This is a genomic window from Sphingobium chungangianum, assembly GCF_977014255.1.
Map to the genome: position 1 here is coordinate 152,604 of NZ_CDRNIV010000006.1, position 20,839 is coordinate 173,442.

Genomic DNA, 20,839 nt, shown 5'->3' on the forward strand with positions numbered 1-20,839 from the left:
ATGAAAAAGCGTCAACCGGTAAGATGCAAATTTTGCAACTGTCTCGTTCTTTTCGCAATTGCAAAATATCATGCTGCACCGCACATAGGAAAGGCCTTTCAGGCATCCTCTCCTAAAACTTTTCGGGCTGGCCTTCGGGTCGGCCCTTTTTTTGTCCCGGCCTGTCATGATCGCTGGCCCCTTTCCTTGGCGACTGGCGTTTCCTATCTCGTTACGCAGTGACAAGAATGGGGATGGCAATGGCCGAACAGGAAAGCGCGGAACGCCGAATTCAGGTAGCAAATGCGCGACCCGAAGACGCAGGACGCGGGCTTGCGCGCATTCCGCTGGCGGTGATGGCGGAACTTCATCTGTCCGAGGGCGACGTGATCGAGATCGCGGGGAAGCGGTCGACGCCTGCCCGCGTGGTCCGCCCTTACAAGGAAGATGAGGGGCTCGATGTCCTTCGTCTCGACGGGTTGCAGCGCGCCAATGCGGGGGTCGGATCGGGCGATTTCGTGCATGTAACCAAGATCGAGCCTCGCCCCGCGCAACGGGTTGTGTTCGCGCCTGCACAAAATAATCTGCGACTTCAGGGCAATCCGGAAGCGCTGAAGCGTGTTTTCTTCCAGCGTCCGCTCGGGGCTGGCGACATCGTTGCAACGGCAGGCCAACAGCAGGTCCCGCCGAACGACATGCCCCCGCAGCTACGCCAGATGCTCGCCGCGCCCGCCTATGCGCTTCAGGAAATCAGGCTGGTGGTGGTGTCCACGACGCCCAAGGGGTACGTGCAGATCGACGCCGATACCGAGATCGACCTGCGCGCCGAATATGAGGAGCCCAAGGAGTCCCGGCGCGCCGATGTCACCTATGACGATGTTGGCGGCATGGCTGAAGCGATCGACCAACTGCGCGAAATGGTGGAGCTGCCGCTCCGCTACCCCGAATTGTTCGAACGGCTGGGCGTCGACCCGCCCAAGGGCGTGCTGCTCCATGGCCCGCCGGGCACGGGCAAGACGCGCCTCGCCCGCGCCGTCGCCAATGAATCGGAGGCTGAGTTCTTCCTGATCAACGGGCCGGAGATCATGGGTTCGGCCTATGGCGAATCGGAAAAGCAGCTGCGCGAGATATTCGAGGCAGCGACCAAGTCCTCGCCCTCGATCCTGTTCATAGACGAGATTGATTCGATCGCGCCCAAACGCGGCAGCGTGACCGGCGAAACCGAAAAGCGGCTGGTGGCCCAGCTACTGACCCTAATGGACGGGCTGGAGCCGCGTACCAATCTGGTCGTCATCGCCGCAACCAACCGGCCAGAGGCGATCGACGAGGCGTTGCGCCGCCCGGGCCGCTTCGACCGCGAGATCATCGTCGGCGTTCCCGATGAGCGTGGGCGTCGTGAGATCATGGGCATCCATACCCGCGGCATGCCGCTGGCCGAAGGCGTCGATCTCGGTGAACTCGCGCGGATGACCTATGGCTTTGTTGGCGCGGATCTGGCGGCGCTCACGCGGGAGGCGGCGATCGAGACGGTGCGCCGTTTCATGCCGCGCCTCAATCTGGAGGAAGGGATCATCCCGCCCGACGTGCTGGAGGAGCTATCCGTCACGCGCGAAGACTTCATGGCGGCGATCAAGCGCGTCCAGCCATCGGCCATGCGCGAGGTGATGGTGCAGGCGCCCAATATCGGCTGGTCCGACATTGGCGGCCTCGACGAAGCGCAGATGCGCCTCAAGGAAGGGGTCGAGCTGCCGCTCAAGGACCCGGACGCCTTCCGCCGTATCGGCATCCGTCCGGCCAAGGGCTTCCTGCTCTACGGCCCTCCGGGCACGGGCAAGACGCTGCTGGCCAAGGCGGTCGCACGAGAGGCTCAGGCGAACTTCATCGCGACCAAGTCCAGCGACCTGCTGTCTAAATGGTATGGCGAAAGCGAACAGCAGATTGCCCGCCTGTTCGCCCGCGCGAGGCAGGTGGCGCCCACGGTCATCTTCATCGATGAGCTGGACAGCCTCGTCCCCGCCCGTGGCGGCGGCCTTGGCGAACCGGCGGTGACGGAGCGGGTGGTGAACACCATCCTCTCCGAGATGGATGGGCTGGAAGAACTGCAATCGGTCGTCGTCATCGGCGCGACCAACCGGCCGACGCTGATCGACCCGGCGCTGCTGCGCCCGGGCCGTTTCGACGAGCTCATCTATGTCCCGGTGCCCGACAAGGCAGGGCGCAGGCGCATCCTGACAATCCATACCGGCAAGATGCCGCTGGGTGAGGATGTCGATCTCGATGATCTGGCGGAACGGACGGAGCGGTTCACCGGCGCGGATCTGGAAGATCTGGTCCGCCGCGCCGGTCTGATCGCGCTACGCCAATCCCTGTCGGTGGAGCGGGTCGAGCAGGCGCATTTCAATGAGGCGCTGGAGGAAACCCGTGCGTCGGTAACGCCGGAAATGGAGCATGAATATGAAAAGATTCAGTCCCAACTGAAGCAGAGCGCCATGCGGGTCGATCCCATCGGCTTTGTGACGCCGGGGATGCTCCGATCCCGCGAATCGCAATCTTAACAAGGGCTCGCGGTTTGCGGATTGAACCCATCCGCAGTCCGCGCGTTCGCTTACCCATGGCCGGGCAATATGCCCGCCAGCATGCAAAGCGGCTTGCCAGGCTTGCCGATATTTGCAAGGCCCAGACGTGAAGGCAAACAGGCGAGTATTGATGGCCTCCATTCCCTTGAAGAAAAAAGCAGATCCGGCGTCATTCCTGGGTCAGTGGAGCATGTTTTTCCGCCAGTTCGTGAAGCATCCCGGGATGATCGGTTCCGTGATCCCCTCTTCGGCTGCACTGGTGAACAGCATGCTGGACCGGGTGGATTGGCAGCATACGCGCCTGTTCGTGGAATATGGGCCGGGCGTCGGCACCTTCACCCGCCCGATCCTGGAGCGCATGCACCCGGACGCGAAACTGGTGGCGATTGATCTTAACCTTGACTTCGTCGCATGGCTCGAAGCGCAGATCGACGATCCCCGCCTGCGGGTCGTACATGGGTCGGCGGCGGATGTGCGCCGCTTCATTGTTGAGGCAGGACACCGGCAGGCTGATTATATCCTCTCGGGGATCCCCTTCTCCACCCTGCCGGATGGCGTCGGCGAACTCATCTGCGCGGAAACGCAGCGCGCGCTGCGACCCGGCGGTGAATTTCTGGTCTATCAATATTCGGCATATGTCCGTCGGTTGCTTGCCGGGCAATTCAACGAGATCGCCGAGCGGGTCGAATGGCGCAACATTCCGCCATGCCGCACTTTCCGCGCGCTGAAGGCGGAAAGTCTGGCGCAGGCTGCCTGAAATATCATCCCACCCCCTTCGCCCTGAGCCTGTCGAAGGGCCTTTCTTCTCTTCAAATTAGGTGGAGGGCTTCCACAAGCTCCGTCCGGGATATTGGTTGGATCGCGAGATAAACTCCGTAATGCTATAGTAGAGCCAAAGCCCACCCAGTGCATTTCGTCCCACGACGCTTTCATGCTAAGGGCGCGGGCGAAAGGCTCGACCAGATGAATGACCTGACCCAGACTCCCGAAATGCTGATTGCCGCGATGGGCGCGCGCGCCCGTGCCGCTGCCGCGACGCTGGCCAGCGCAAGCGACGCGCAGAAGATCGACGCCCTGCGCCGCGCCGCCCAGGCGCTTCGGGATCAGGCGCCGCAAATCCTTGCCGCGAACGCGCGCGACGTGGAAAACGCCGCCGCCAATGGTCTCTCGCCAGCCATGCTCGACCGTCTGCGTCTCGATGAAGCCCGCGTGGCGGCAACGGCCGCTGGCGTCGATCAGGTCGCGAGCCTCGACAATCCGCTCGGCAGCGTGATCGACAAGCAGGTCCGGCCCAACGGCATGGAGCTCTCGCGCGTCCGCGTACCCTTGGGCGTGATCGGCATCATCTATGAAAGCCGCCCCAATGTGACGGCCGACGCCGCCGCGCTGTGCCTGCGCGCGGGCAACGCCGTCATCCTGCGCGGCGGTAGCGAGGCGAAGGAAAGCAACCGCGCCATCCACGCCGCCATGGCCGAAGGGATCGCCGCCGCTGGCCTGCCCGCCGACGCGGTGCAGCTTGTGCCCACGACAGATCGCGCCGCCGTTGGCGCATTACTCAAGGCGTCTGACTTCATCGACCTCATCGTTCCGCGCGGCGGCAAGAGCTTGGTTGCCCGCGTACAGGAAGAGGCGCGCGTGCCCGTGCTCGCGCATCTCGACGGCATCAACCACAGCTATGTCGATGGCGCGGCCGATCCGGACATGGCGGCCAAGCTGATCGTCAACGCCAAGATGCGCCGGACGGGCATCTGCGGCGCGACCGAAACGGTGCTGATCGACAAGGCATTCAGCGCAGCACCCACCATCGTGAAGGCCCTGCTCGACGCTAAGTGCGAAGTGCGCGGCGACGCGGCGGTGCAGGCGATGGACGCGCGCGTGATTGCTGCGTCGGACGAGGATTGGGATACCGAATATCTCGACGCCATCGTTTCCGTGCGGCTGGTCGATGGGCTGGACGAAGCGCTCGCTCATATTGCCGCTCACGCCAGCCATCACACGGACGCGATCATTACCGAAGACGCGGCGAAAGCCGAGCGCTTCCTCAACGCCGTAGACAGCGCGATCGTCATGTGGAACGCCTCCACTCAATTCGCCGACGGCGGCGAGTTCGGCCTTGGCGCGGAGATCGGCATCTCAACCGGCCGCCTCCACGCGCGCGGCCCGGTAGCGTTGGAAGGTCTAACCACCTACAAATGGCTGGTGCGCGGGACGGGCCAGACGCGGCCTTGATATAGGGGACGACCTTTCACCGTTCGGGCTGAGCCTGTCGAAGCCCTTCACTTTTCTCAAAAGAAGTGGAGCCGTTGGCTTCGCCGGCCTTCGGCTCGACAAGCTCAGGGCGAACGGGGATGAGAGAGGCGTACTCAGCCCTTCACCACCTCATCGATAGCCTTCAACTTCCCAAGCAGCGGCCCCATCCACTCCAGCGGCAGCATGACCGGCCCATCCGAAGGCGCATTGTCAGGATCCTCATGCGCCTCGGCAAACACCGCCGCAACGCCCGCCGCAACCGCACTGCGTGCCAGAACGGGCGCGAACTCCCGCTGTCCACCCGAAGCTGACCCCAACCCACCCGGCTGCTGTACCGAATGGGTCGCGTCGAACACCACCGGATAGCCGGTCTGCGCCATCACCGGCAGCGACCGCATGTCGCTAACCAATGTATTGTAGCCAAAGCTCGCGCCCCGCTCAGTCAGCAGGATGCGGTCATTGCCGGTCGAAGCGACCTTCTGCGCCACCGCCGCCATGTCCCAGGGAGCAAGGAACTGACCCTTCTTCACATTGACCACAGCCCCAGTCCGCCCCGCGGCAAGCAGCAGGTCGGTCTGACGACACAGGAATGCCGGGATTTGCAAAATATCCACCGCCTCCGCCGCCGCCTCCACCTGACCGGCCTCATGCACATCAGTCAGCACGGGACAGCCCAACTGTGCCTTCACCTCAGCCAAGATCGCCAGCCCTGCATCGATCCCCACGCCACGCTGACCCGACACCGAAGTCCGGTTCGCCTTGTCAAAGGAGGATTTGAAGATGAGCGGCACGCCCGCCTTGCGCGCGACCTCCGCCAGCCTCTCTGCCATCATCATCACATGATCGCGGCTCTCAATCTGACAAGGGCCGGAAATCAGGACGAGGGGCAGATCATTGCCGATCGTCACCGGCCCAACGGAAACATGCTTGGGATTAGTCATGCCGCTCACTTCGGCGCTTTCGCAAAACGGCGCAAGAGCTGTCCCCGCCATAGCCCCTTGCCCGGATGATAGTTCCAGCAAAACCAGCCGAACACCAGGCAGGCGAGCAGCGCAGGCAGTGCCATCGGATCGCCATTGCCCCGCATATGCCGGTAAAAGGCCAAATCCGCCCGCCACCGGTCCCGCTCGCTGCCGCCGCCATTGATGCCATAGGCATTGTCATGTTTCCGGCAGCCGATGTTTCGGTTGTATTTGCGGTGATCTATGAAATAGCAGTAATCGCGTTCGGGTGTCGTCATGGCCCGATGTGGAACAGGGCCGTGCAAAAGTTCAAGCGTAAAGTCTTCTACCTTGGCGGTTTCGATCCGCGCGGGGTGCGTTTTTACCACCAGATGTATCGTGAGCAGGTGGAGCGCTATGCGCGCCTCTCCGGTGAACAGGTGGAGGTAAGCGCGCGTCGGTCCGGCCCGGCCTCGTCCGCCATCTGGACCGTCACCAACCATAGCGCGGGGGTCGAAACCGACTATGAATTCCTCCGCTGGGAGGATTTGGTCGGCAAGGTTTGGATCCGCAACCCGCTGCTCCTCGCCTGGAGATCGATCGCCACCTACGCCGCCCACGCCCGCCACATGCAGTTCCTGCGGATGCGGAAGCTGCGCCCCGGCCCGGTCATCACCATCCTCTACCCCCCGCTGCTCGCCATCCTGATCCCGCTCGCGCTGGCGCTAATCCCCGCCTTGCTGCTGTCACTGCTCATGCCCTTTTGGGTGGCGGCGTTGATCGGCATCGGCATCAGCACCCTGCTTTCTGGACGATTGCTTAACAAACTAATTGTCCCCTGGCTGCTGCGCTTCATGTATTACAACCACAGCGTCGCCGCGCGCGGTCCCGGCGAGGAAATGGACGCCCGCCTCGACCAGTTCGCCGCCCGCATCGTGCAGGAGATCGACGGCCGGTGGGACGAAATCATCTTCGCCTCTCACAGCAACGGCACCATCTACGCCATGAGTGTCCTGCGCCGCATACTGGAACTGCGCGAGGGCAGGCCGTTGCCGGACAACTTCACCGCCCTGACGCTGGGCCAAGTCGTCCCAGTCATCGCCCTGCGCAAGGACGCGCGCTGGTATCATGCCGACCTCAAGGCGCTGGACGAGGGGCAATTCCGCCTCGTCGATTTCTCCGCGCCCCCCGATGGCGCAGCCTATCACGACGTGCACCCCATTCGCCTCGTGTCGGAACGCTGCGCCGCCCGAGTCGATCTACTCTCGCCGCGCTTCCACCTTTTCTACGATCCGGAAAATTACCACAGCGGTTGGTCGAACAAATATGAAGCGCATTTCGACTATCTGCGCGTCGGCGATCGCCTATCCCCCGTCGACTATGTCAGCCTGACCGCAGGCCGTCGCACCATCGACCAAGCCATCGCCGCATTCAGGGCTATCCCGTGACCGAACCCTTCACGCCTCCCTATCCTCAGCCGCCCCGCACCAAGCGCGGCCTGATGAAGCGTTTCCTGCGCGGTTGGCACAGCTGGATCCATGTGCTGTTCGAAAAAAGCTACACGATGAAGCTGGGCGAAATCCGCATGCCCGGCCAGATCATGTATATCGCGAACGAACTGCCGCTGGTGGACAAGATATTGCGCGGCGGCACGGCCTTTCCCAAGCATCGCGAGCTGGTCCGCAACCTCTCGCCGCTGATCGGCAACAGCGTCTTTTCCGCCAATGGCGAGGATTGGGAAAGCCAGCGCGCCATGGTCAATCCGGCCTTCGCCCATACCGCGCTGCACCGGTCCATGCCGCTGATGGTCGCCGCCGCCAACGATCTGCTCGCTCGCATCGATGCCGCCGACCGTACAAAGCCGGTCGATATCGACCCAATGATGACCCATGTCGCGGCCGACATCATCTTTCGCACGCTTTTCTCCGAAGCGCTGGACGAGCATCGCTCCAACATCATCCACAACGCCTTCGGCAAGTTCCAGCGCTACGCCCACAGCGCCTCGATGCTGCGCCTCTATGGCTTCCCCGCCCGCTGGTTCGAAAATCGGTCACTCAAGCCCGCCAAGGCGATCCACGACGTCTTCCGCCCGATCGTGGAGGCCCGCTATCATGGCTTTCATCAACGAAGCGAGTCCCCGCACAAGGACATCCTCCAGTCGCTGATCGAAGCGAAGCATCCCGGAACCGGCGATCCCTTCACCCTGCAACAGGTGATGGATCAGGTCTCCACCGTCTTCCTCGCGGGCCATGAAACATCGGCCAGCACCATGACCTGGGCGCTCTATATGCTGGCCGAATGCGCCCATATCCAGAATGCCGCGCGCGCCGAAGTCGTGGCGCTGGCGGACCAGGAGGCGCTCACCGCCGCAATGCTCAAGGACATGGGCCACGTCCGCAACATCTTCCGCGAAACGTTGCGCCTCTATCCCCCCGTCGCCTTCTTCCCACGCGAAGTACCTTGCCCGATGCCGATGCGGGACAAGCAATTGGAGGAAGGCGCGATGCTGGTCGTCGCGCCCTGGCTCACCCAGCGGAACAAGGATAATTGGGGCTGCCCGCACAGCTTCGATCCCGATCGCTTCGACGACCCCGCCAATGCCGAGATGGTGAAACAGGCCTGGTTCCCCTTCGGCCGAGGCCCCCGCGTCTGCGTCGGCGCAGGCTTTGCCCAGCAGGAGGTGATGACCGTTATCGCCAGTGTCCTGCGCCGATACCGCCTGTCCGTGCCGGAAGGGTTCAAACCAGAACCGATCAGCCGCCTGACGATAAGGCCAAGGACGGGCATGAAGCTGATGTTCAGAACCTAATTATTTCCCCTCCCGCAGGCGGGAGGGGTTAGGGGTGGGCGCGAGCGAAGCGAGCTTCATCGCCAGCGCCCTAAAGTAAGCAGATGTTGCGCAGGCCCACCCCCGGCCCCTCCCGCTTGCGGGAGGGGAGCAGAAACCGCCTCAACCCCTGATCCGCCCCACCATCACCTGTCCCGCCGCACGCTCCCGCACATAACGCCGCTTCAGCACCACGCTCGCCACCAGCAACGGCACGCCAACAATCACGCAAATCGCCCCCAACATCGGCGGCCACAGTCCGAACAGGCTATGCACATCCAGCGCGGACGGCGTCAGCACCAGCAGGAACCCGGCGGTCAACAGCCACAATCCCCACCGCCTCGGCCGCACAGCCACCATGCGCATTTCATGCCGGTGCGCCTTGCGCCCTTCCTTGGTGGACAGATCATGATGCTTCATCGCCTGCCATAAAAGCGGCAAAGCGCCCCTTATGTCCAGCGCAATGGGCTGGCGTCGCCTGCGCATTTCCGCTATCGCCACCCAATCCCCGGGGGACCGCTCACAAGCGGTTGAGAGGCGGCTGATGTGGCTGCGACCCGTTGAACCTGATCCGGATGAGACCGGCGTAGGGAGGGAGGGCTTGTCACAGGCATGTCCGCGTCCTCCTTCCGCCCAGCGAAGAAGAAGAGGAGGACGGAGCTGCCATGGACACCATCTCCATCCTCACCCTGCGCCTGTCCGAAGCCATCGGCCTGTACATGATCGTCGTCGGTATCGGCGGGCTGATCGCACCGTCCCGCTGGCGAGCGATGATGGACGATCTGGAACGCTCGCCCGGCCTCGTCATGGCGCTCGGCTTCCCCGTCTTCGTCGTCGGCACGGCTCTCGTCCTCATCCACAGCATCTGGACCGATCCGCTGGCCGTCCTCGTCAGCCTGATCGGCTATGTTGCACTGATCGAGGGCGCACTGCTGCTCGCCGTGCCCGCGCCGCTGCTCCGCTTCGGCCGCTGGTCACTAAACTTCACCCGCGCCTGGGCCGCTGTCAGCATCGTCCTGGGCATCCTCCTCTTCCTCGCGGGCCTTACCGGCCGCGCAACCGTCATCGCCTGAAAGGAACCACCACCATGGCCGACATTCCCGCCCGCACCGAAATGCGCGTCACCACCGGGCCTATTCGCGGCTCGCGCAAAATCCATGTCGGCCCGCTCAAGGTCGCCATGCGCGAGATCGACCTCGAACCCGGCAGCGGCGAGCCGCCCGTCCGTGTTTACGACACCTCCGGCCCCTACACCGATCCCAATGCGCGCATCGACATCATGGCGGGCCTGCCCACCCTGCGCCGCGACTGGATCATCGGCCGGGGCGATGTGGAAGAATATGACGCCCGCGCCATCCAGCCGGAAGATAATGGCCTCAAAGGCCCCGACCGCAGCGGCGGCGTCCAGCCTTTCCCCCATGTCGTGAAGCGCCCCTTGCGCGCCAAGCCGGGCATGAATGTCTCCCAGATGCACTATGCCCGTCGCGGCATCATCACGCCGGAGATGGAATATGTCGCCGAGCGGGAGAATCTGGGCCGTGCACGTCTCGCCGAATATGTCCGCGACGGGCAGGACTGGGGCGCGGAAATCCCCGACTATGTGACGCCGGAGTTCGTCCGCGAGGAAGTCGCCCGTGGCCGGGCCATCATCCCGTCGAACATCAACCATGCGGAAAGCGAGCCGATGGCGATCGGCCGCAACTTCCTGGTCAAGATCAACGCCAATATCGGCAACAGCGCCGTGGCCTCCGACGTGGCGAGCGAAGTCGATAAGCTCGTCTGGTCGATCCGCTGGGGCGCGGACACGGTCATGGACCTGTCGACGGGCCGCAACATCCACGACACCCGCGAATGGATCATGCGCAACTCGCCGGTCCCGATCGGCACCGTGCCCATCTATCAGGCGCTGGAGAAGGTCGGCGGCATCGCCGAGGAGCTGACCTGGGAAATCTTCCGCGATACCCTCATCGAGCAGGCCGAGCAGGGCGTCGATTATTTCACCATCCATGCCGGTGTGCGCCTGCCCTACATCCCGATGACCGCCAAGCGCGTCACCGGCATCGTCAGCCGAGGCGGGTCGATCATGGCGAAATGGTGCCTTGCCCATCACAAGGAAAGCTTCCTCTACGAGCATTTCGACGAAATCACGCAGATCATGAAGGCCTATGACATCGCCTATTCGCTCGGCGATGGCCTGCGCCCCGGCTCCATCGCGGACGCGAATGACGAAGCGCAGTTCGCCGAACTCTACACGCTGGGCGAACTCACCAAGCGCGCCTGGGAACAGGATGTGCAGGTCATGATCGAAGGGCCGGGCCATGTGCCCATGCACAAGATCAAGCAGAATATGGACAAGCAGCTCGAAGCCTGCGGCGAGGCGCCCTTCTACACATTGGGGCCGCTAACCACCGACATCGCGCCGGGTTACGACCATATCACCAGCGGCATCGGCGCGGCGATGATCGGCTGGTACGGCACGGCGATGCTCTGCTACGTCACGCCCAAGGAGCATCTGGGCCTGCCCGACCGCGATGACGTGAAGGTCGGCGTCGTCACCTACAAGCTCGCCGCCCACGCTGCCGATCTGGCGAAGGGCCACCCCGCCGCCAAGGTCCGCGACGACGCGCTCTCCCGCGCCCGCTTCGAATTCCGCTGGCGCGACCAGTTCAACCTGTCGCTCGATCCTGACACGGCGGAGAAATATCACGACCAGACCCTGCCCGCCGAGGGCGCGAAGACCGCGCATTTCTGCTCCATGTGCGGCCCCAAATTCTGCTCGATGAAGATCACGCAGGAGGTTCGCGACTTCGCAGCGAAGCAGAACCAACCCGCCGACTCATTCATCGCGGCCGAAGATGCGGAAAAAGGCATGGCCGAAATGAGCGAGACGTTCAAAAACAAGGGGGGTGAGATTTACCTGCCAGCTTCGGAATAATCCAACCAAGCTCCTGAAATATCATAGGCTGTAGAGGGCGGGCGGGGTTATACCTTCTGATATACCCCGCCATAGCAGTGCGGTCGGCCCGACCTAGATGGTAGCCTCCCTCAACCCTGAAAAAGAGGAGGCTACCCTTGGCTGAGGAACCCACCATTTTGGCTGCGGCCGAAGATCGCCGCCGCTTTCTGAAAACCTGCGGTCGCTTCGCTGCGACCGTTCCCCCAGCGATGACGATCATGTTGTCGACCTCCCTGTCGTCACAGGCAATCGCGGCATCGGGCGGCGGCGGCGGCGGTGGCCCCAAGGGCAATAATGGTGTCGGCAACGGCCCCGATCCCCAGCCCCCGGGCAACCCGCCGATCAATGACGGCCCTGGCACCAGCCCCGGCAATCCGGGCAACAAGGGCGGCAAACACTGAACGCCAAGGTTCAGCTGATTGATGGCGAATGGGCGGAGCGCCCTGACGGGGCGGAATTGATGCTGCGCCTTACACCCGGGACTTCGATGACCTTCATCGGCGATCAGCCGGTGATCGTTTCGCAGTCCCGGCACGCCATTTATGAACTGAACCAGATAGCAGGCTATATCGGATGTCGCCTCGAGGACGGCGTGTCCCTGTCGCAACTCGCGCAGGAAGTCGCCGACCGGGGCGTCGATCAGGTCGCGTCCATGCTCGACACGGTATTGGCGGAATGGTCCCACTCCGGGCTGGTCCACGCCACTGCCCGCCCGCCCGCATCCGCGCCCATCCTGACGCAATCCATATCGCTCGGCAGTCGCGCCCTCACGCTGCGCTATCATGACGAGGCGCTGGTACGGCACGTGGCGCCGCTTTTCGCCCATCTTCAAATGGACGCGGCCTCAACGCCGCCCTCCACCATCTATCATCTCTGGCAAAGCAACGGACTTTGCCTCTTCAGCCGTGATGCGGGCGATGCTTCTGTCCTGCAACTCCCTCAGGCCGCCACCCTGGTCAAGGCGCGGATCATCCAGGACATCATCGATGATCCCCGCTGGAACCTGGCGCTGCATGCAGCCTGCGTCAGCCGCAACGGAAAGGCGCTCCTGCTGACCGGACCGCCGGGGGCGGGGAAGACGACCCTGACCTCGTGGCTGGTCGGCAGCGGCTTTACCTATCATGGCGATGACATCAGCATGCTGGGACCAGACGGCCATGTGCTGGGCCTTCCCTTTCTGCCAACCGTAAAATCGGGCGCCTGGCCGATGATGGCCGCGCGCTATCCGGGGCAACTCCAGCCGCTAATCCACTGGCGGCCCGATGGGCGGCGGGTGCGTTACCTCGCCTTGTCGCCGCCTTCGGGGCAAGCGCCCCTGCCGGTGGGCTGGATCTTGAAGCTGCGGCGGACGAAGGGCGCATCCGCTTGCCTGATCCCGCAACGTCCCACGGCACTGGTCAAGCATCTGCTATCCGAAGCCGCCTCATGCAGCGGAGAGGCCACTCGCCCCGCGATCGACAGCTTGATCCGCGCCGTCGGCGGCGCCCGGACCTGCGAACTGGAATATGACGATCTGGATGAAGCGGCCGCGCTGCTGGGGGTATTTTGTGATCCGGCTTGATCACCTAAATGGCTTATTGTCCTGCCTGCGCGGCCAAACACCCTCGCACGCCGATTGGCCCCGCATCATTGCACTCGCCAACAAGACCTTGTGCAGCCCCGCCGTGGCCGCGCGGCTTAGAAAAGCCGGACGCTTTCCCGCGCTGCCATCGGACGTCGCGACATTCTTCGCCGAGATGGAAAGACGTAATGGCGACCGTAACGATCGCATCATGGCGCAGCTGGACGAAGCCGCCGCGACCATGAACGCGGCCGGTGTGTCGCCGATCCTGCTGAAGGGCACGGCATGGCTGGCCCATGCGCCACCGGACGAGCGTGCCGCCCGGATGCTGGCGGACATCGACCTGATGGTGCCCGCCGATCGTTTCCTGCCCATGATCGATCAGCTGCGCGGCATCGGTTACTGCCTCGACACGCCCGATCCCCAACCCGGCGTGCCCGTTGTCCTCTCGCGCCCGCAGGATACGGCGACGATCGACCTTCACCCCGATTATGGTAGCATCAACTCGCTCTCCTATAGCTTTGACGATCTCGCGCAAAATGCCGCCCTGCTGGAACTGGCGGGCGGGATAGTCCTGCTGCCATCGCCGGTTGCATGCACCACGATATTGCTGCTGCATGACCAGTTGAAGGGCAGGGACTATTTGCGCGGCCGGATCGACCTGCGCCATCTGCTCGACATGCAGTCTTTTGCCAGCCGTTTCCAGCAGGATGATTGGGATGAGCTGAACCGGCATTTCCAATCCGGCTATGCCCGCAACGCGATGCGCACCCAATTGCTCACGGCGCGCAAGTTGCTCGGCATGGAAGTGCCACGCGCCCTCACGCGGGGAATCCGCGCGCGGCTTCAATATATACGGCGCCTGGCCCAATTGCGTTGGCCGGGTCTGGCGCCCTTTCTGACCTTCCTGTCCCTCCTTGATCCCAGTTATATCCTCGCCCGCCGCGCCGCCCGAAGGACGCTGCTCGACGGCGAGCCGATCGCGGTCTCCGGACTGCCCAGGCGTGAAAGCCTGGAACGGCTGTTCATCCGCAACGAACTGGGGAAAATATAGGAAAGGCCCTGCTGTCCTTTCACCATTTGGACGTACTCCCTCCGCCACAGCCCCCAGGACCGTCAATTGGACTAAGAGGGGGGCACCCTGATCAGAAGGGAGGAGGGCTGCCAATGGGACAAGCCATTTCACGCAGGACATTTTCCTTCGGATCGGCGGCAGCCCTGCTTTCGGCGCCAAACATAAGCCAAGGCCAGGCAACATCCCTATCCAGCATAACCCTTATTAAGGGCGGCATCCCCCGCCCGCTGGTCATACCGGATCAGCCGCAAGATTGCGTCGTCTATGCCGCGCGGGAACTCGCCGCGCATCTCGCGAAGGCCACCGGCACGCCGCCCCAGATCATCCCGGAACACGTAGCGTTGGGGCAAAGCACGTCAGGAGGTTTCTTCTTTCTGGGTGATACCGCCATGGCACGCGCATCGATCGATCTCAGCAGCCTCGCCCCCGAAGCCTGCATCCTTCGCACGATCGGAGGAAATTTCTGTATCGCGGGGCGCGATGGCCCCGGCGACCCGCTGGACCCCGATGTCACAGCAGGCACGTTGTTTGGCGTTTACCATTTTCTGCAAAACTACCTGAAGGTCCGCTGGCTTTGGCCCGGAGATCTGGGGACCATGGTGCCGAAAACGGCATCCCTCGTCGTGCCGAGCCTTGACGAGGTCGTCACTCCCCATTTGATGCAGCGTCATGTTCGCCTGTTCAAACCGGGCAGGATCGATCGTCCGGAACTCGGCTTTTCCACCACGGCGGCGGCGGACTACCGTGCGGAGGAGCGCATATTCACCAGGCGCCACCGGATGGGCCGCCGCCAGCACATTGGCTATGGCCATGCCTTTGGCGACTGGTGGGCCAAGTATGGCGATCAGCACCCCGAATGGTTCCAGCTCGTCGATGGACGGCGCGGGCCGGTAAAGCCGGGCGCCCGCTTTTCGATGTCGATCGCCGACCCCGGTCTACACCAACAGATCGTCACCCTCTGGCACGAGAAGGGCGGCGCCAGACCAGGGGCAAGCTTCCTCAACGCGGTCGAAAATGACATGCCCGGGCTCTGCGAATGCGCGCTTTGTCGCGCTCTCGATAGCCCTCCACCGCCCGACTATCTGACATTCATTCCACCCCAATCAAAAATGGCCCGCCATCCTTTCGTGACGGATCGGTATGCGCGCTCCTGGCTCGAAATCCAGCGCCTCGCGGCGCGGGATGATCCGGACGTCACGGTCGTGGGCTACGCCTATTTTAACTATTTCGCGCCGCCGACCTCTGGCGTGCGGCTCAACAAGAACATCCTCGTCGGCTTTTGTCCCTCGTCATGGTTCTACCCGCGCACGGCGGCGGTGCAGGAGTGGATGAAAAAGCAATGGCGCGGCTGGGCAAACACTGGCGCGCGCATCTTTCTGCGCACGAACCATTTCCTCGATGGCTATTGCATGCCGTTCATCTTCGCCCACCAGTTTGCAGACGAATTCCGGAACGCGGCCACGAACGGCCTGGTGGGCACCGACTTCGATTCCCTCACCGGGCAATGGGCGACCCAAGGCCCGACGCTCTACCTGCTGATGCGTCTTCAGTCTCAGCCGGACGCAGATGGCAATGCGTTGCTGGAGGAATATTATGCCTGCTTCGGCCCTGCCGCTCCGGACGTGAGGGCCTATTTCGAGCATTGGGAAAACTACACGATGAACCTCAGCGGAAGGCTGGAGCAGACCTTCGCCGAATTGAAGGCGTCGCGCTGGAAAAGCTGGGCCAGGGCAGCGGCCATCGTCTATCCGGAAGGAAGCTTTGCAGCCGGGCAAAAACTTCTGTCCAGAGCCGCGCAATCTGCGGCGCATGATCCGCAAGCGGCTGAGCGGGTGAACTTCCTGCAACTCGGGCTGGAACATGCGCGGCTCTGCTGCCGGGCGGCCCGTGAGCGCAGTGCGGGCGGGGTGCAGAAGTCCGAAGCGGCCGGGCAGGCGGCCGATGCCCTTATCCAGTTCCGGCGGAAGCACGAACGCATGTGGATCGCAAATTTCGATCATTGCGCCTGGGTCGAGGGTGAGAGCTGGAATTGACCTGAGCAAATGCGCGTGAAGGCGCTGCTTTACAATGCATGCGGCGGCAATTAGCCCAGAGCCGTGATGAAGCTCTTCGTGCCCGTCGCTGCCCTTTTGACGGTTCTGGCGAATGGGGCGGCGGCGCGGGACTATTGTCCCGATCGCCCCGGCTTGGACACGCCGCCCTGCACCCTTGAACCGGGCGCGTTATCGGTGGAAACATCGGCCGTCGACTGGACGCATGACACATCGCCGGACTCGGTAAGCGATACCATTTTGCTGGGCGATGTCGCACTGCGCTATGGCATCGCGGAGCATGCCGAGCTGCGCCTTGGCTGGACCGCTTCTGGCATCGTCCGTACCCACGATCGCCAAACCGGGGACGTCCAACGGCAATCAGGCTCAGGCGACGTCAGCATCGGGATCAAGCGCAACCTGATCGACCCCGATGGACACGATCTGTCGTTCGCTCTTCTGCCCTGGATCAGCTTGCCGACGGGCGGCAGTGCGATTGGCGCGGGTGATTGGGGCGGCGGCGTACAGCTTCCCATCAACGTGCCCGTGGCGGAGAAGCTTTCCCTGCTGTTCACGCCGGAGATAGACGCAGCCGTGGACCGCGACCGAAAGGGGCGGCATCTGGCATATGGCTCGGCGGGTGGCATCAACTTCTCCGCAAGTCCGCTGTTCAACCTTGCTATCGAAGGCGCCGTGATGCGCGACGATGATGCAGGGAGAATGAGCACACAGGCTGTTGCGGGCCTCTCCGCCGCACTGATGGTTGGCAAGACTGCTCAGGTCGATATCGGCTCTGAATTCGGCCTCAATCACGACACGCCTGAAAGGCGCATCTATGTCGGTCTCGCCCGGCGCTTTTGATAGAGGACGCCATGGAAGTCGAACTGAATGCAGAGGCGAAGGACAAGCGGCTTAATCGCATGGTCGCGATTACGGTCGTCATCCTCTCCATCTTCACGGGCCTATGCAACATCAAGGATGGCAACATAGTCCAGGCTATGCAGCAGGCGCAGTCCAACGCCGTAGACAGCTGGAATGAATATCAGGCGGCCAAGACCAAATTGCATATCAGCCAGACCAGCCGCAGTCAGATTGTCCTTCTGGCCGACACGCCTCATCGGCAGGCGCTGTCGAAACGCACCGTCGATGCGCTTGATGCCAGCATCGCGAAATATATCCGGGAAGTGCCTGCTCTGGCTCGGCAAGCAAGAGCCGATTCCGCCCTCTATGATGCCCTCAACGTCCATGACGACCAATTCGACGCGAGCGAGGCAATGATTTCCACCGCCATATCACTCGCCGCCGTCGCCGCGCTGGTGGAAAGCGCCTGTCTGCTCGGCGTCGGCTGGATGTTCGGTGCGTTCGGCATGTTCCTGGGCCTATGCGGCTTTGCCGGTTGGGCGTTTCACCCGGACATCCTCAGCCATTTCCTTGGCTGACCCCGCGCCGATCCGGCTCTCAGTTCATCAGGCTGGCATAGCGCGCGGGTGGGGCCGGCAAGGTGAAGCGGGCGACAGTGCCCGACAGAATAACCAGCACAATCACCAGCGCGGCCGACCTTTTCCCGCGAACGGCTTCGTCGCGTCGCCACAGGATGATCCAGCCTAGCGCCGTCGCCAGCATCGCCCAGAGATGATAGCGAAGGTCGGATGATATGCTGAGCAGCATGAAGCTCGCTTCCTGAAAGAGCGTCGAAACGAACAGGGCCGTTGCGAGTTCGCGCTGCGCTCCCTCGGGCCGGCACCAGCAGTTCCACAACCCCCACAACGCCGCGACGATCCAGAAGATCGGCCACGCGACAGGCGCTTCGGTCAGCAATCCAGCCACCCCCTGCCACCGCATCGCCATGGACGAGGGATTGGGAAAACCCAGGTCATTGGGCTCTGATCGGGCGGGCGGTGCGGCCAGCGGCCAATGCAGGGGCACCAGCCAGCGCTCTGTCGAATTCAGATGGCCAAGCCGGTGCGCGATATAGGCGTAGGGATGCGCAATGACAGCCTTGGCAAACTGCCCATAAAGCTGACCGAGGGGCATCTTGTCCCATGGCCGGATTGCGGACGCGCAAAAGGCGTTTTCACCCAGCGGATCCCAGAACAGCGGCTTGACGCAATGATGCGCCGCGAGCGTCCGGATTGCTTGAGCAGAGATGCCTGTCGCCGGGTCGCCCGTCCGAACGGCAATAGCTGCAAGATCATATATGGGCTGGCTGCTGCGCACCCCACTGTCCCGCGCACCCAGCAGGCTGTGGTTGATCGGTTGGGAAAGGAGCAGGACCACGGGAATGGCGGCGATCATCGCGGCGAGGCGGAAAAATTCGTTCCGGGGACGCGGCACCAGCAGAAACGCCAGCGGGACGGTCGAGAATGCCCCGTTCGCGCGAACCAGCGTGGCATAGATCAGGCACAGGATGACGATGACGAAGGCAAATGACGGGATGGGCCGGTCGTGCAGGCGGAACGTGGCAATCAGGCCAAGCGCAAGGGTTAGCGCGCCCACGAGCTGACTGTCCTTGACCACGATGGCGAGCCAGCCCAGCAGAAGTGGTGTCGCGCCCAGGACGAGCAGGACGACCGTCCTTCGCTGACCAAGTGCCCGGCCGAGCAGCCCGATCCCGATCCAGTAACCGGCCATCTGAATTATGAACATAGGCGCGGTGCTTGGTCGGGCGAAGGACAGCACGGCCCAGAGACGGGCCATGATGGGAGGATGCCAGTCGTCATAACTCTGGCTCAAAACCTGCCGATATTGAACGATCGAGTCATATTCCGCGATGCCCGGCCAGAAAAGTAGCAGGGACGCAAGCAGTAGGGCGCAGGCGGCGAGGATCGGCCAATGGGATGAGGCCGAAGTCACCTGCTGCGACCCTGCGGTGGTGGGCATGTCCTGTGCTTCCATCATCTGGGCATGTGCCGGAGGATCTGCGCCACCAGAAATGGCGCGTTGCGTTCGAAATGATGCCCGCCCGGCACCGTGACGACCGTTGCTATGCCCCGTGGGATGTCAGGACAGGCGCTGTCGGTTTCCAGATTGCCCCGGATGCACAGCATAGGCACGCCGCGCAGCCGCGCTATGGCGGGAATGGTCGGGTAGGCGCCTGTCGAACCCATGTTCAGCCAGTTGCTCAGATGGAACTGGAAATCCGCCGTTCCGCTGAGGCCGAGCAACGCCATCCCCTTCACTTGCGATCGCACGGGCCGGGCCAGATGCCCCGCAATATAGGGCAATACATCCGCACCAAAGCTGTAGCCGACCAGCAAGACCTTGGGGCGACCCCAATGTTGCGAATAGCTCCGGATGATGGAGGCGAGATCGGCGGCGGCACCGGCCGGGGTACGTTCGCTCCAGAAATAGGACAGGCTATCCACTCCCACGACCCGTACCCCTGCCTTTGCGAGTTCCGCAGCGACGCCCTTGTCCAGGCCGACCCATCCGCCGTCCCCGGAATAGATCACCGCCATCCTGTCGGTGCGCCGCGCGGCGGGATCGTCAACGATGGTGATCGGGAGGTTCGCAGGCATCGGCACAAGATTTTGCGAATATCCGGGCGCGGCATACCGGGCTGCAAGGAATGGCTTCACTTGCGCCGCGAGCTGCGCGTCGAGACTGAAATGCGGATCAAGCCCGACCACCGTGGCGCCACGATATTGTGCGAAGTCAACGGCCTGCGCATCTGCGCCATTCCTATTCAAACTGATCCAGGGGGAAGCCAGACGGGCCACGGGGGCGATCGTCCGGCCAGCGTGAGAATATGTGCGGGCCGTTAGCGAGAGCATGGCCGATTTGCACCAATGGGCCCGGCCCGGCAGAAATGGACGAAACCCAGTCGTGATCACCGCGCGATAGGCTCCATCCGGTCCCGTGACGAGCGTGGCATAGGCGAACGTGGCTCCCAGCCCTCGCCCCACCAGAACTGGTTTCATATACATGGGCACGCCGAGCCGGTGCTGAATTTCGCGCGCCAGCGGAACGATGGCATAGTTCGGATTGATGCATGTCTTCTGCGAACCGAGCGCGTGCAGGAAGACCGGGGTCGAAATGCCGGTGACCAGCGCGCCCTCGGCCGTCAGCCGATCGGCGAGCGCGCGGTCATCCTTCGTCCAACCCCGCGCATCAGATAGCAGGATGACCAGCCCTCGCGGCGAGGTCTTGCTCCGGAACACTGCCACCCTTCCCAACAGGGACGAGAAATGATCCCAGTCCGATCGAACCGACGTCGTTAGTGAAGACCGATGGACCACGGCCGCCGCTCGTCCGAAATCCGTCAGGATCAGCAGTAACGCGACCAGAAACAACAAAAGTCGGCCAGCGCCCGATCGGCTAATTTTTTCTGACCGCGTCTCCATCTTATCGCCATCCAGCCGCCCGCCACCATCGGTAGCGCTTCGCCGCAGCCTGAGCAATGTGGCGACTGTCCCATCCATAGCCCTTGCTACGCCCACTGCCAAAGCCCGCTTGAAGCCCAGGCTGTGACCCAAGGAATCTCAGCGCGGGGAATCGGCCGGAAAGAAGGGCGCGGATCTGCTGTTCAATCCTACCTCAAGCCTCGCGGGGAGGGGGGGCATCCATCCGCAAACGGCGCAGAGCAGCACGGCATCATGCGGGGCGCCCCCAAGGGGGTGAATTCTGCCTGCTGTGAAGACTGTT

18 protein-coding genes and 1 riboswitch are annotated in these 20,839 nt (G+C 63.0%); of the genes, 13 read left to right on the plus strand and 5 right to left on the minus strand.

Features of this window, described 5'->3' with window-relative positions; genetic code table 11:
- Positions 1-239 precede the first annotated feature (239 nt).
- The 3 genes from ACWNC0_RS07630 to ACWNC0_RS07640 all read left to right on the plus strand — a co-directional run bounded on the left by ACWNC0_RS07630 (position 240) and on the right by ACWNC0_RS07640 (position 4,784).
- Positions 240-2,534, plus strand: a complete 2,295-nt coding sequence (locus ACWNC0_RS07630; RefSeq protein ID WP_449470722.1) for a CDC48 family AAA ATPase — start codon at positions 240-242, stop codon at positions 2,532-2,534.
- Positions 2,535-2,685: 151 nt separating this feature from the next.
- Positions 2,686-3,312: a class I SAM-dependent methyltransferase gene (locus tag ACWNC0_RS07635; protein WP_449470724.1), complete on the plus strand. Its 627-nt coding sequence runs from the start codon at positions 2,686-2,688 to the stop codon at positions 3,310-3,312.
- Positions 3,313-3,518: 206 nt separating this feature from the next.
- On the plus strand, positions 3,519-4,784 hold the full coding sequence (locus ACWNC0_RS07640) for a glutamate-5-semialdehyde dehydrogenase (RefSeq protein WP_449470726.1): 1,266 nt from the start codon (positions 3,519-3,521) through the stop codon (positions 4,782-4,784).
- 134 nt (positions 4,785-4,918) lie between these two features.
- Here ACWNC0_RS07640 and kdsA read toward each other — a convergent pair whose 3' ends face one another.
- The gene (kdsA, locus tag ACWNC0_RS07645; protein WP_449474566.1) at positions 4,919-5,746 is read right to left on the minus strand and encodes a 3-deoxy-8-phosphooctulonate synthase; all 828 of its coding nucleotides are present in this window, start codon (positions 5,744-5,746) and stop codon (positions 4,919-4,921) included.
- A gap of 5 nt (positions 5,747-5,751) precedes the next feature.
- Positions 5,752-6,045, minus strand: a complete 294-nt coding sequence (locus ACWNC0_RS07650) for a hypothetical protein (RefSeq protein ID WP_449470727.1) — start codon at positions 6,043-6,045, stop codon at positions 5,752-5,754.
- 21 nt (positions 6,046-6,066) lie between these two features.
- On the opposite strand from ACWNC0_RS07650, the gene ACWNC0_RS07655 reads away from it, so the two are divergent.
- Together ACWNC0_RS07655 and ACWNC0_RS07660 are read left to right on the plus strand one after the other, a co-directional pair.
- Positions 6,067-7,194, plus strand: coding sequence for a hypothetical protein (locus ACWNC0_RS07655; protein WP_449470728.1), 1,128 nt, complete (start codon positions 6,067-6,069; stop codon positions 7,192-7,194).
- The gene (locus ACWNC0_RS07660) at positions 7,191-8,555 is read left to right on the plus strand and encodes a cytochrome P450 (protein ID WP_449470730.1); all 1,365 of its coding nucleotides are present in this window, start codon (positions 7,191-7,193) and stop codon (positions 8,553-8,555) included. Before ACWNC0_RS07655 ends, ACWNC0_RS07660 begins: the two co-directional genes overlap by 4 nt.
- A 141-nt stretch (positions 8,556-8,696) precedes the next feature.
- Here the strand turns inward: ACWNC0_RS07660 and ACWNC0_RS07665 are convergent, their stop codons facing one another.
- Positions 8,697-8,993, minus strand: a complete 297-nt coding sequence (locus ACWNC0_RS07665) for a hypothetical protein (protein WP_449474567.1) — start codon at positions 8,991-8,993, stop codon at positions 8,697-8,699.
- A gap of 79 nt (positions 8,994-9,072) precedes the next feature.
- Positions 9,073-9,183: riboswitch (TPP riboswitch) on the plus strand.
- A gap of 55 nt (positions 9,184-9,238) precedes the next feature.
- Between ACWNC0_RS07665 and ACWNC0_RS07670 the strand changes: the two genes are divergently transcribed.
- The 8 genes from ACWNC0_RS07670 to ACWNC0_RS07705 all read left to right on the plus strand — a co-directional run bounded on the left by ACWNC0_RS07670 (position 9,239) and on the right by ACWNC0_RS07705 (position 17,634).
- A complete protein-coding gene (locus tag ACWNC0_RS07670) occupies positions 9,239-9,646 on the plus strand; it encodes a DUF2065 family protein (protein WP_449470731.1) in 408 nt (135 codons plus the stop codon).
- Between the two features lie 14 nt (positions 9,647-9,660).
- Complete coding sequence (gene thiC, locus ACWNC0_RS07675) at positions 9,661-11,508, plus strand: phosphomethylpyrimidine synthase ThiC (RefSeq protein WP_449470732.1); 1,848 nt, start codon at positions 9,661-9,663, stop codon at positions 11,506-11,508.
- A 137-nt stretch (positions 11,509-11,645) separates the two neighbouring features.
- Positions 11,646-11,930 carry a hypothetical protein gene (locus tag ACWNC0_RS07680; RefSeq protein ID WP_449470733.1) on the plus strand — a complete coding sequence of 95 codons (285 nt, stop codon included), beginning with the start codon at positions 11,646-11,648 and terminating at the stop codon, positions 11,928-11,930.
- Between the two features lie 59 nt (positions 11,931-11,989).
- Entirely contained in the window at positions 11,990-13,090 is a 1,101-nt protein-coding gene (locus ACWNC0_RS07685) for a hypothetical protein (protein ID WP_449470734.1), read from the plus strand.
- On the plus strand, positions 13,077-14,144 hold the full coding sequence (locus ACWNC0_RS07690) for a nucleotidyltransferase family protein (protein ID WP_449470735.1): 1,068 nt from the start codon (positions 13,077-13,079) through the stop codon (positions 14,142-14,144). The genes ACWNC0_RS07685 and ACWNC0_RS07690 overlap by 14 nt, the downstream gene beginning before the upstream one ends.
- Positions 14,145-14,257: 113 nt before the next feature.
- The gene (locus tag ACWNC0_RS07695) at positions 14,258-16,198 is read left to right on the plus strand and encodes a DUF4838 domain-containing protein (protein WP_449470736.1); all 1,941 of its coding nucleotides are present in this window, start codon (positions 14,258-14,260) and stop codon (positions 16,196-16,198) included.
- 66 nt (positions 16,199-16,264) lie between these two features.
- The gene (locus ACWNC0_RS07700; protein ID WP_449470737.1) at positions 16,265-17,056 is read left to right on the plus strand and encodes a transporter; all 792 of its coding nucleotides are present in this window, start codon (positions 16,265-16,267) and stop codon (positions 17,054-17,056) included.
- An 11-nt stretch (positions 17,057-17,067) separates the two neighbouring features.
- Positions 17,068-17,634, plus strand: coding sequence for a DUF4337 domain-containing protein (locus ACWNC0_RS07705; protein WP_449470738.1), 567 nt, complete (start codon positions 17,068-17,070; stop codon positions 17,632-17,634).
- 19 nt (positions 17,635-17,653) lie between these two features.
- Here ACWNC0_RS07705 and ACWNC0_RS07710 read toward each other — a convergent pair whose 3' ends face one another.
- The gene (locus tag ACWNC0_RS07710; RefSeq protein WP_449470740.1) at positions 17,654-19,075 is read right to left on the minus strand and encodes a hypothetical protein; all 1,422 of its coding nucleotides are present in this window, start codon (positions 19,073-19,075) and stop codon (positions 17,654-17,656) included.
- 14 nt (positions 19,076-19,089) lie between these two features.
- Positions 19,090-20,538 (minus strand): virulence factor family protein, encoded by a 1,449-nt coding sequence (locus ACWNC0_RS07715; protein WP_449470741.1) that lies wholly within the window; start codon positions 20,536-20,538, stop codon positions 19,090-19,092.
- Between the last annotated feature and the right edge of the window lie 301 nt (positions 20,539-20,839).

Bases quoted from the DNA above. Each gene is read 5' to 3' on its own strand.
- ACWNC0_RS07630 (WP_449470722.1), top strand. From the start codon at position 240: ATGGCCGAACAGGAAAGCGCGGAACGCCGAATTCAGGTAGCAAATGCG.
- ACWNC0_RS07635 (WP_449470724.1), top strand. From the start codon at position 2,686: ATGGCCTCCATTCCCTTGAAGAAAAAAGCAGATCCGGCGTCATTCCTG.
- ACWNC0_RS07640 (WP_449470726.1), top strand. From the start codon at position 3,519: ATGAATGACCTGACCCAGACTCCCGAAATGCTGATTGCCGCGATGGGC.
- kdsA (WP_449474566.1), bottom strand. From the start codon at position 5,746: ATGACTAATCCCAAGCATGTTTCCGTTGGGCCGGTGACGATCGGCAAT.
- ACWNC0_RS07650 (WP_449470727.1), bottom strand. From the start codon at position 6,045: ATGACGACACCCGAACGCGATTACTGCTATTTCATAGATCACCGCAAA.
- ACWNC0_RS07665 (WP_449474567.1), bottom strand. From the start codon at position 8,993: ATGAAGCATCATGATCTGTCCACCAAGGAAGGGCGCAAGGCGCACCGG.
- ACWNC0_RS07670 (WP_449470731.1), top strand. From the start codon at position 9,239: ATGGACACCATCTCCATCCTCACCCTGCGCCTGTCCGAAGCCATCGGC.
- thiC (WP_449470732.1), top strand. From the start codon at position 9,661: ATGGCCGACATTCCCGCCCGCACCGAAATGCGCGTCACCACCGGGCCT.
- ACWNC0_RS07685 (WP_449470734.1), top strand. From the start codon at position 11,990: ATGCTGCGCCTTACACCCGGGACTTCGATGACCTTCATCGGCGATCAG.
- ACWNC0_RS07695 (WP_449470736.1), top strand. From the start codon at position 14,258: ATGGGACAAGCCATTTCACGCAGGACATTTTCCTTCGGATCGGCGGCA.
- ACWNC0_RS07700 (WP_449470737.1), top strand. From the start codon at position 16,265: ATGAAGCTCTTCGTGCCCGTCGCTGCCCTTTTGACGGTTCTGGCGAAT.
- ACWNC0_RS07705 (WP_449470738.1), top strand. From the start codon at position 17,068: ATGGAAGTCGAACTGAATGCAGAGGCGAAGGACAAGCGGCTTAATCGC.
- ACWNC0_RS07710 (WP_449470740.1), bottom strand. From the start codon at position 19,075: ATGCCCACCACCGCAGGGTCGCAGCAGGTGACTTCGGCCTCATCCCAT.
- ACWNC0_RS07715 (WP_449470741.1), bottom strand. From the start codon at position 20,538: ATGGAGACGCGGTCAGAAAAAATTAGCCGATCGGGCGCTGGCCGACTT.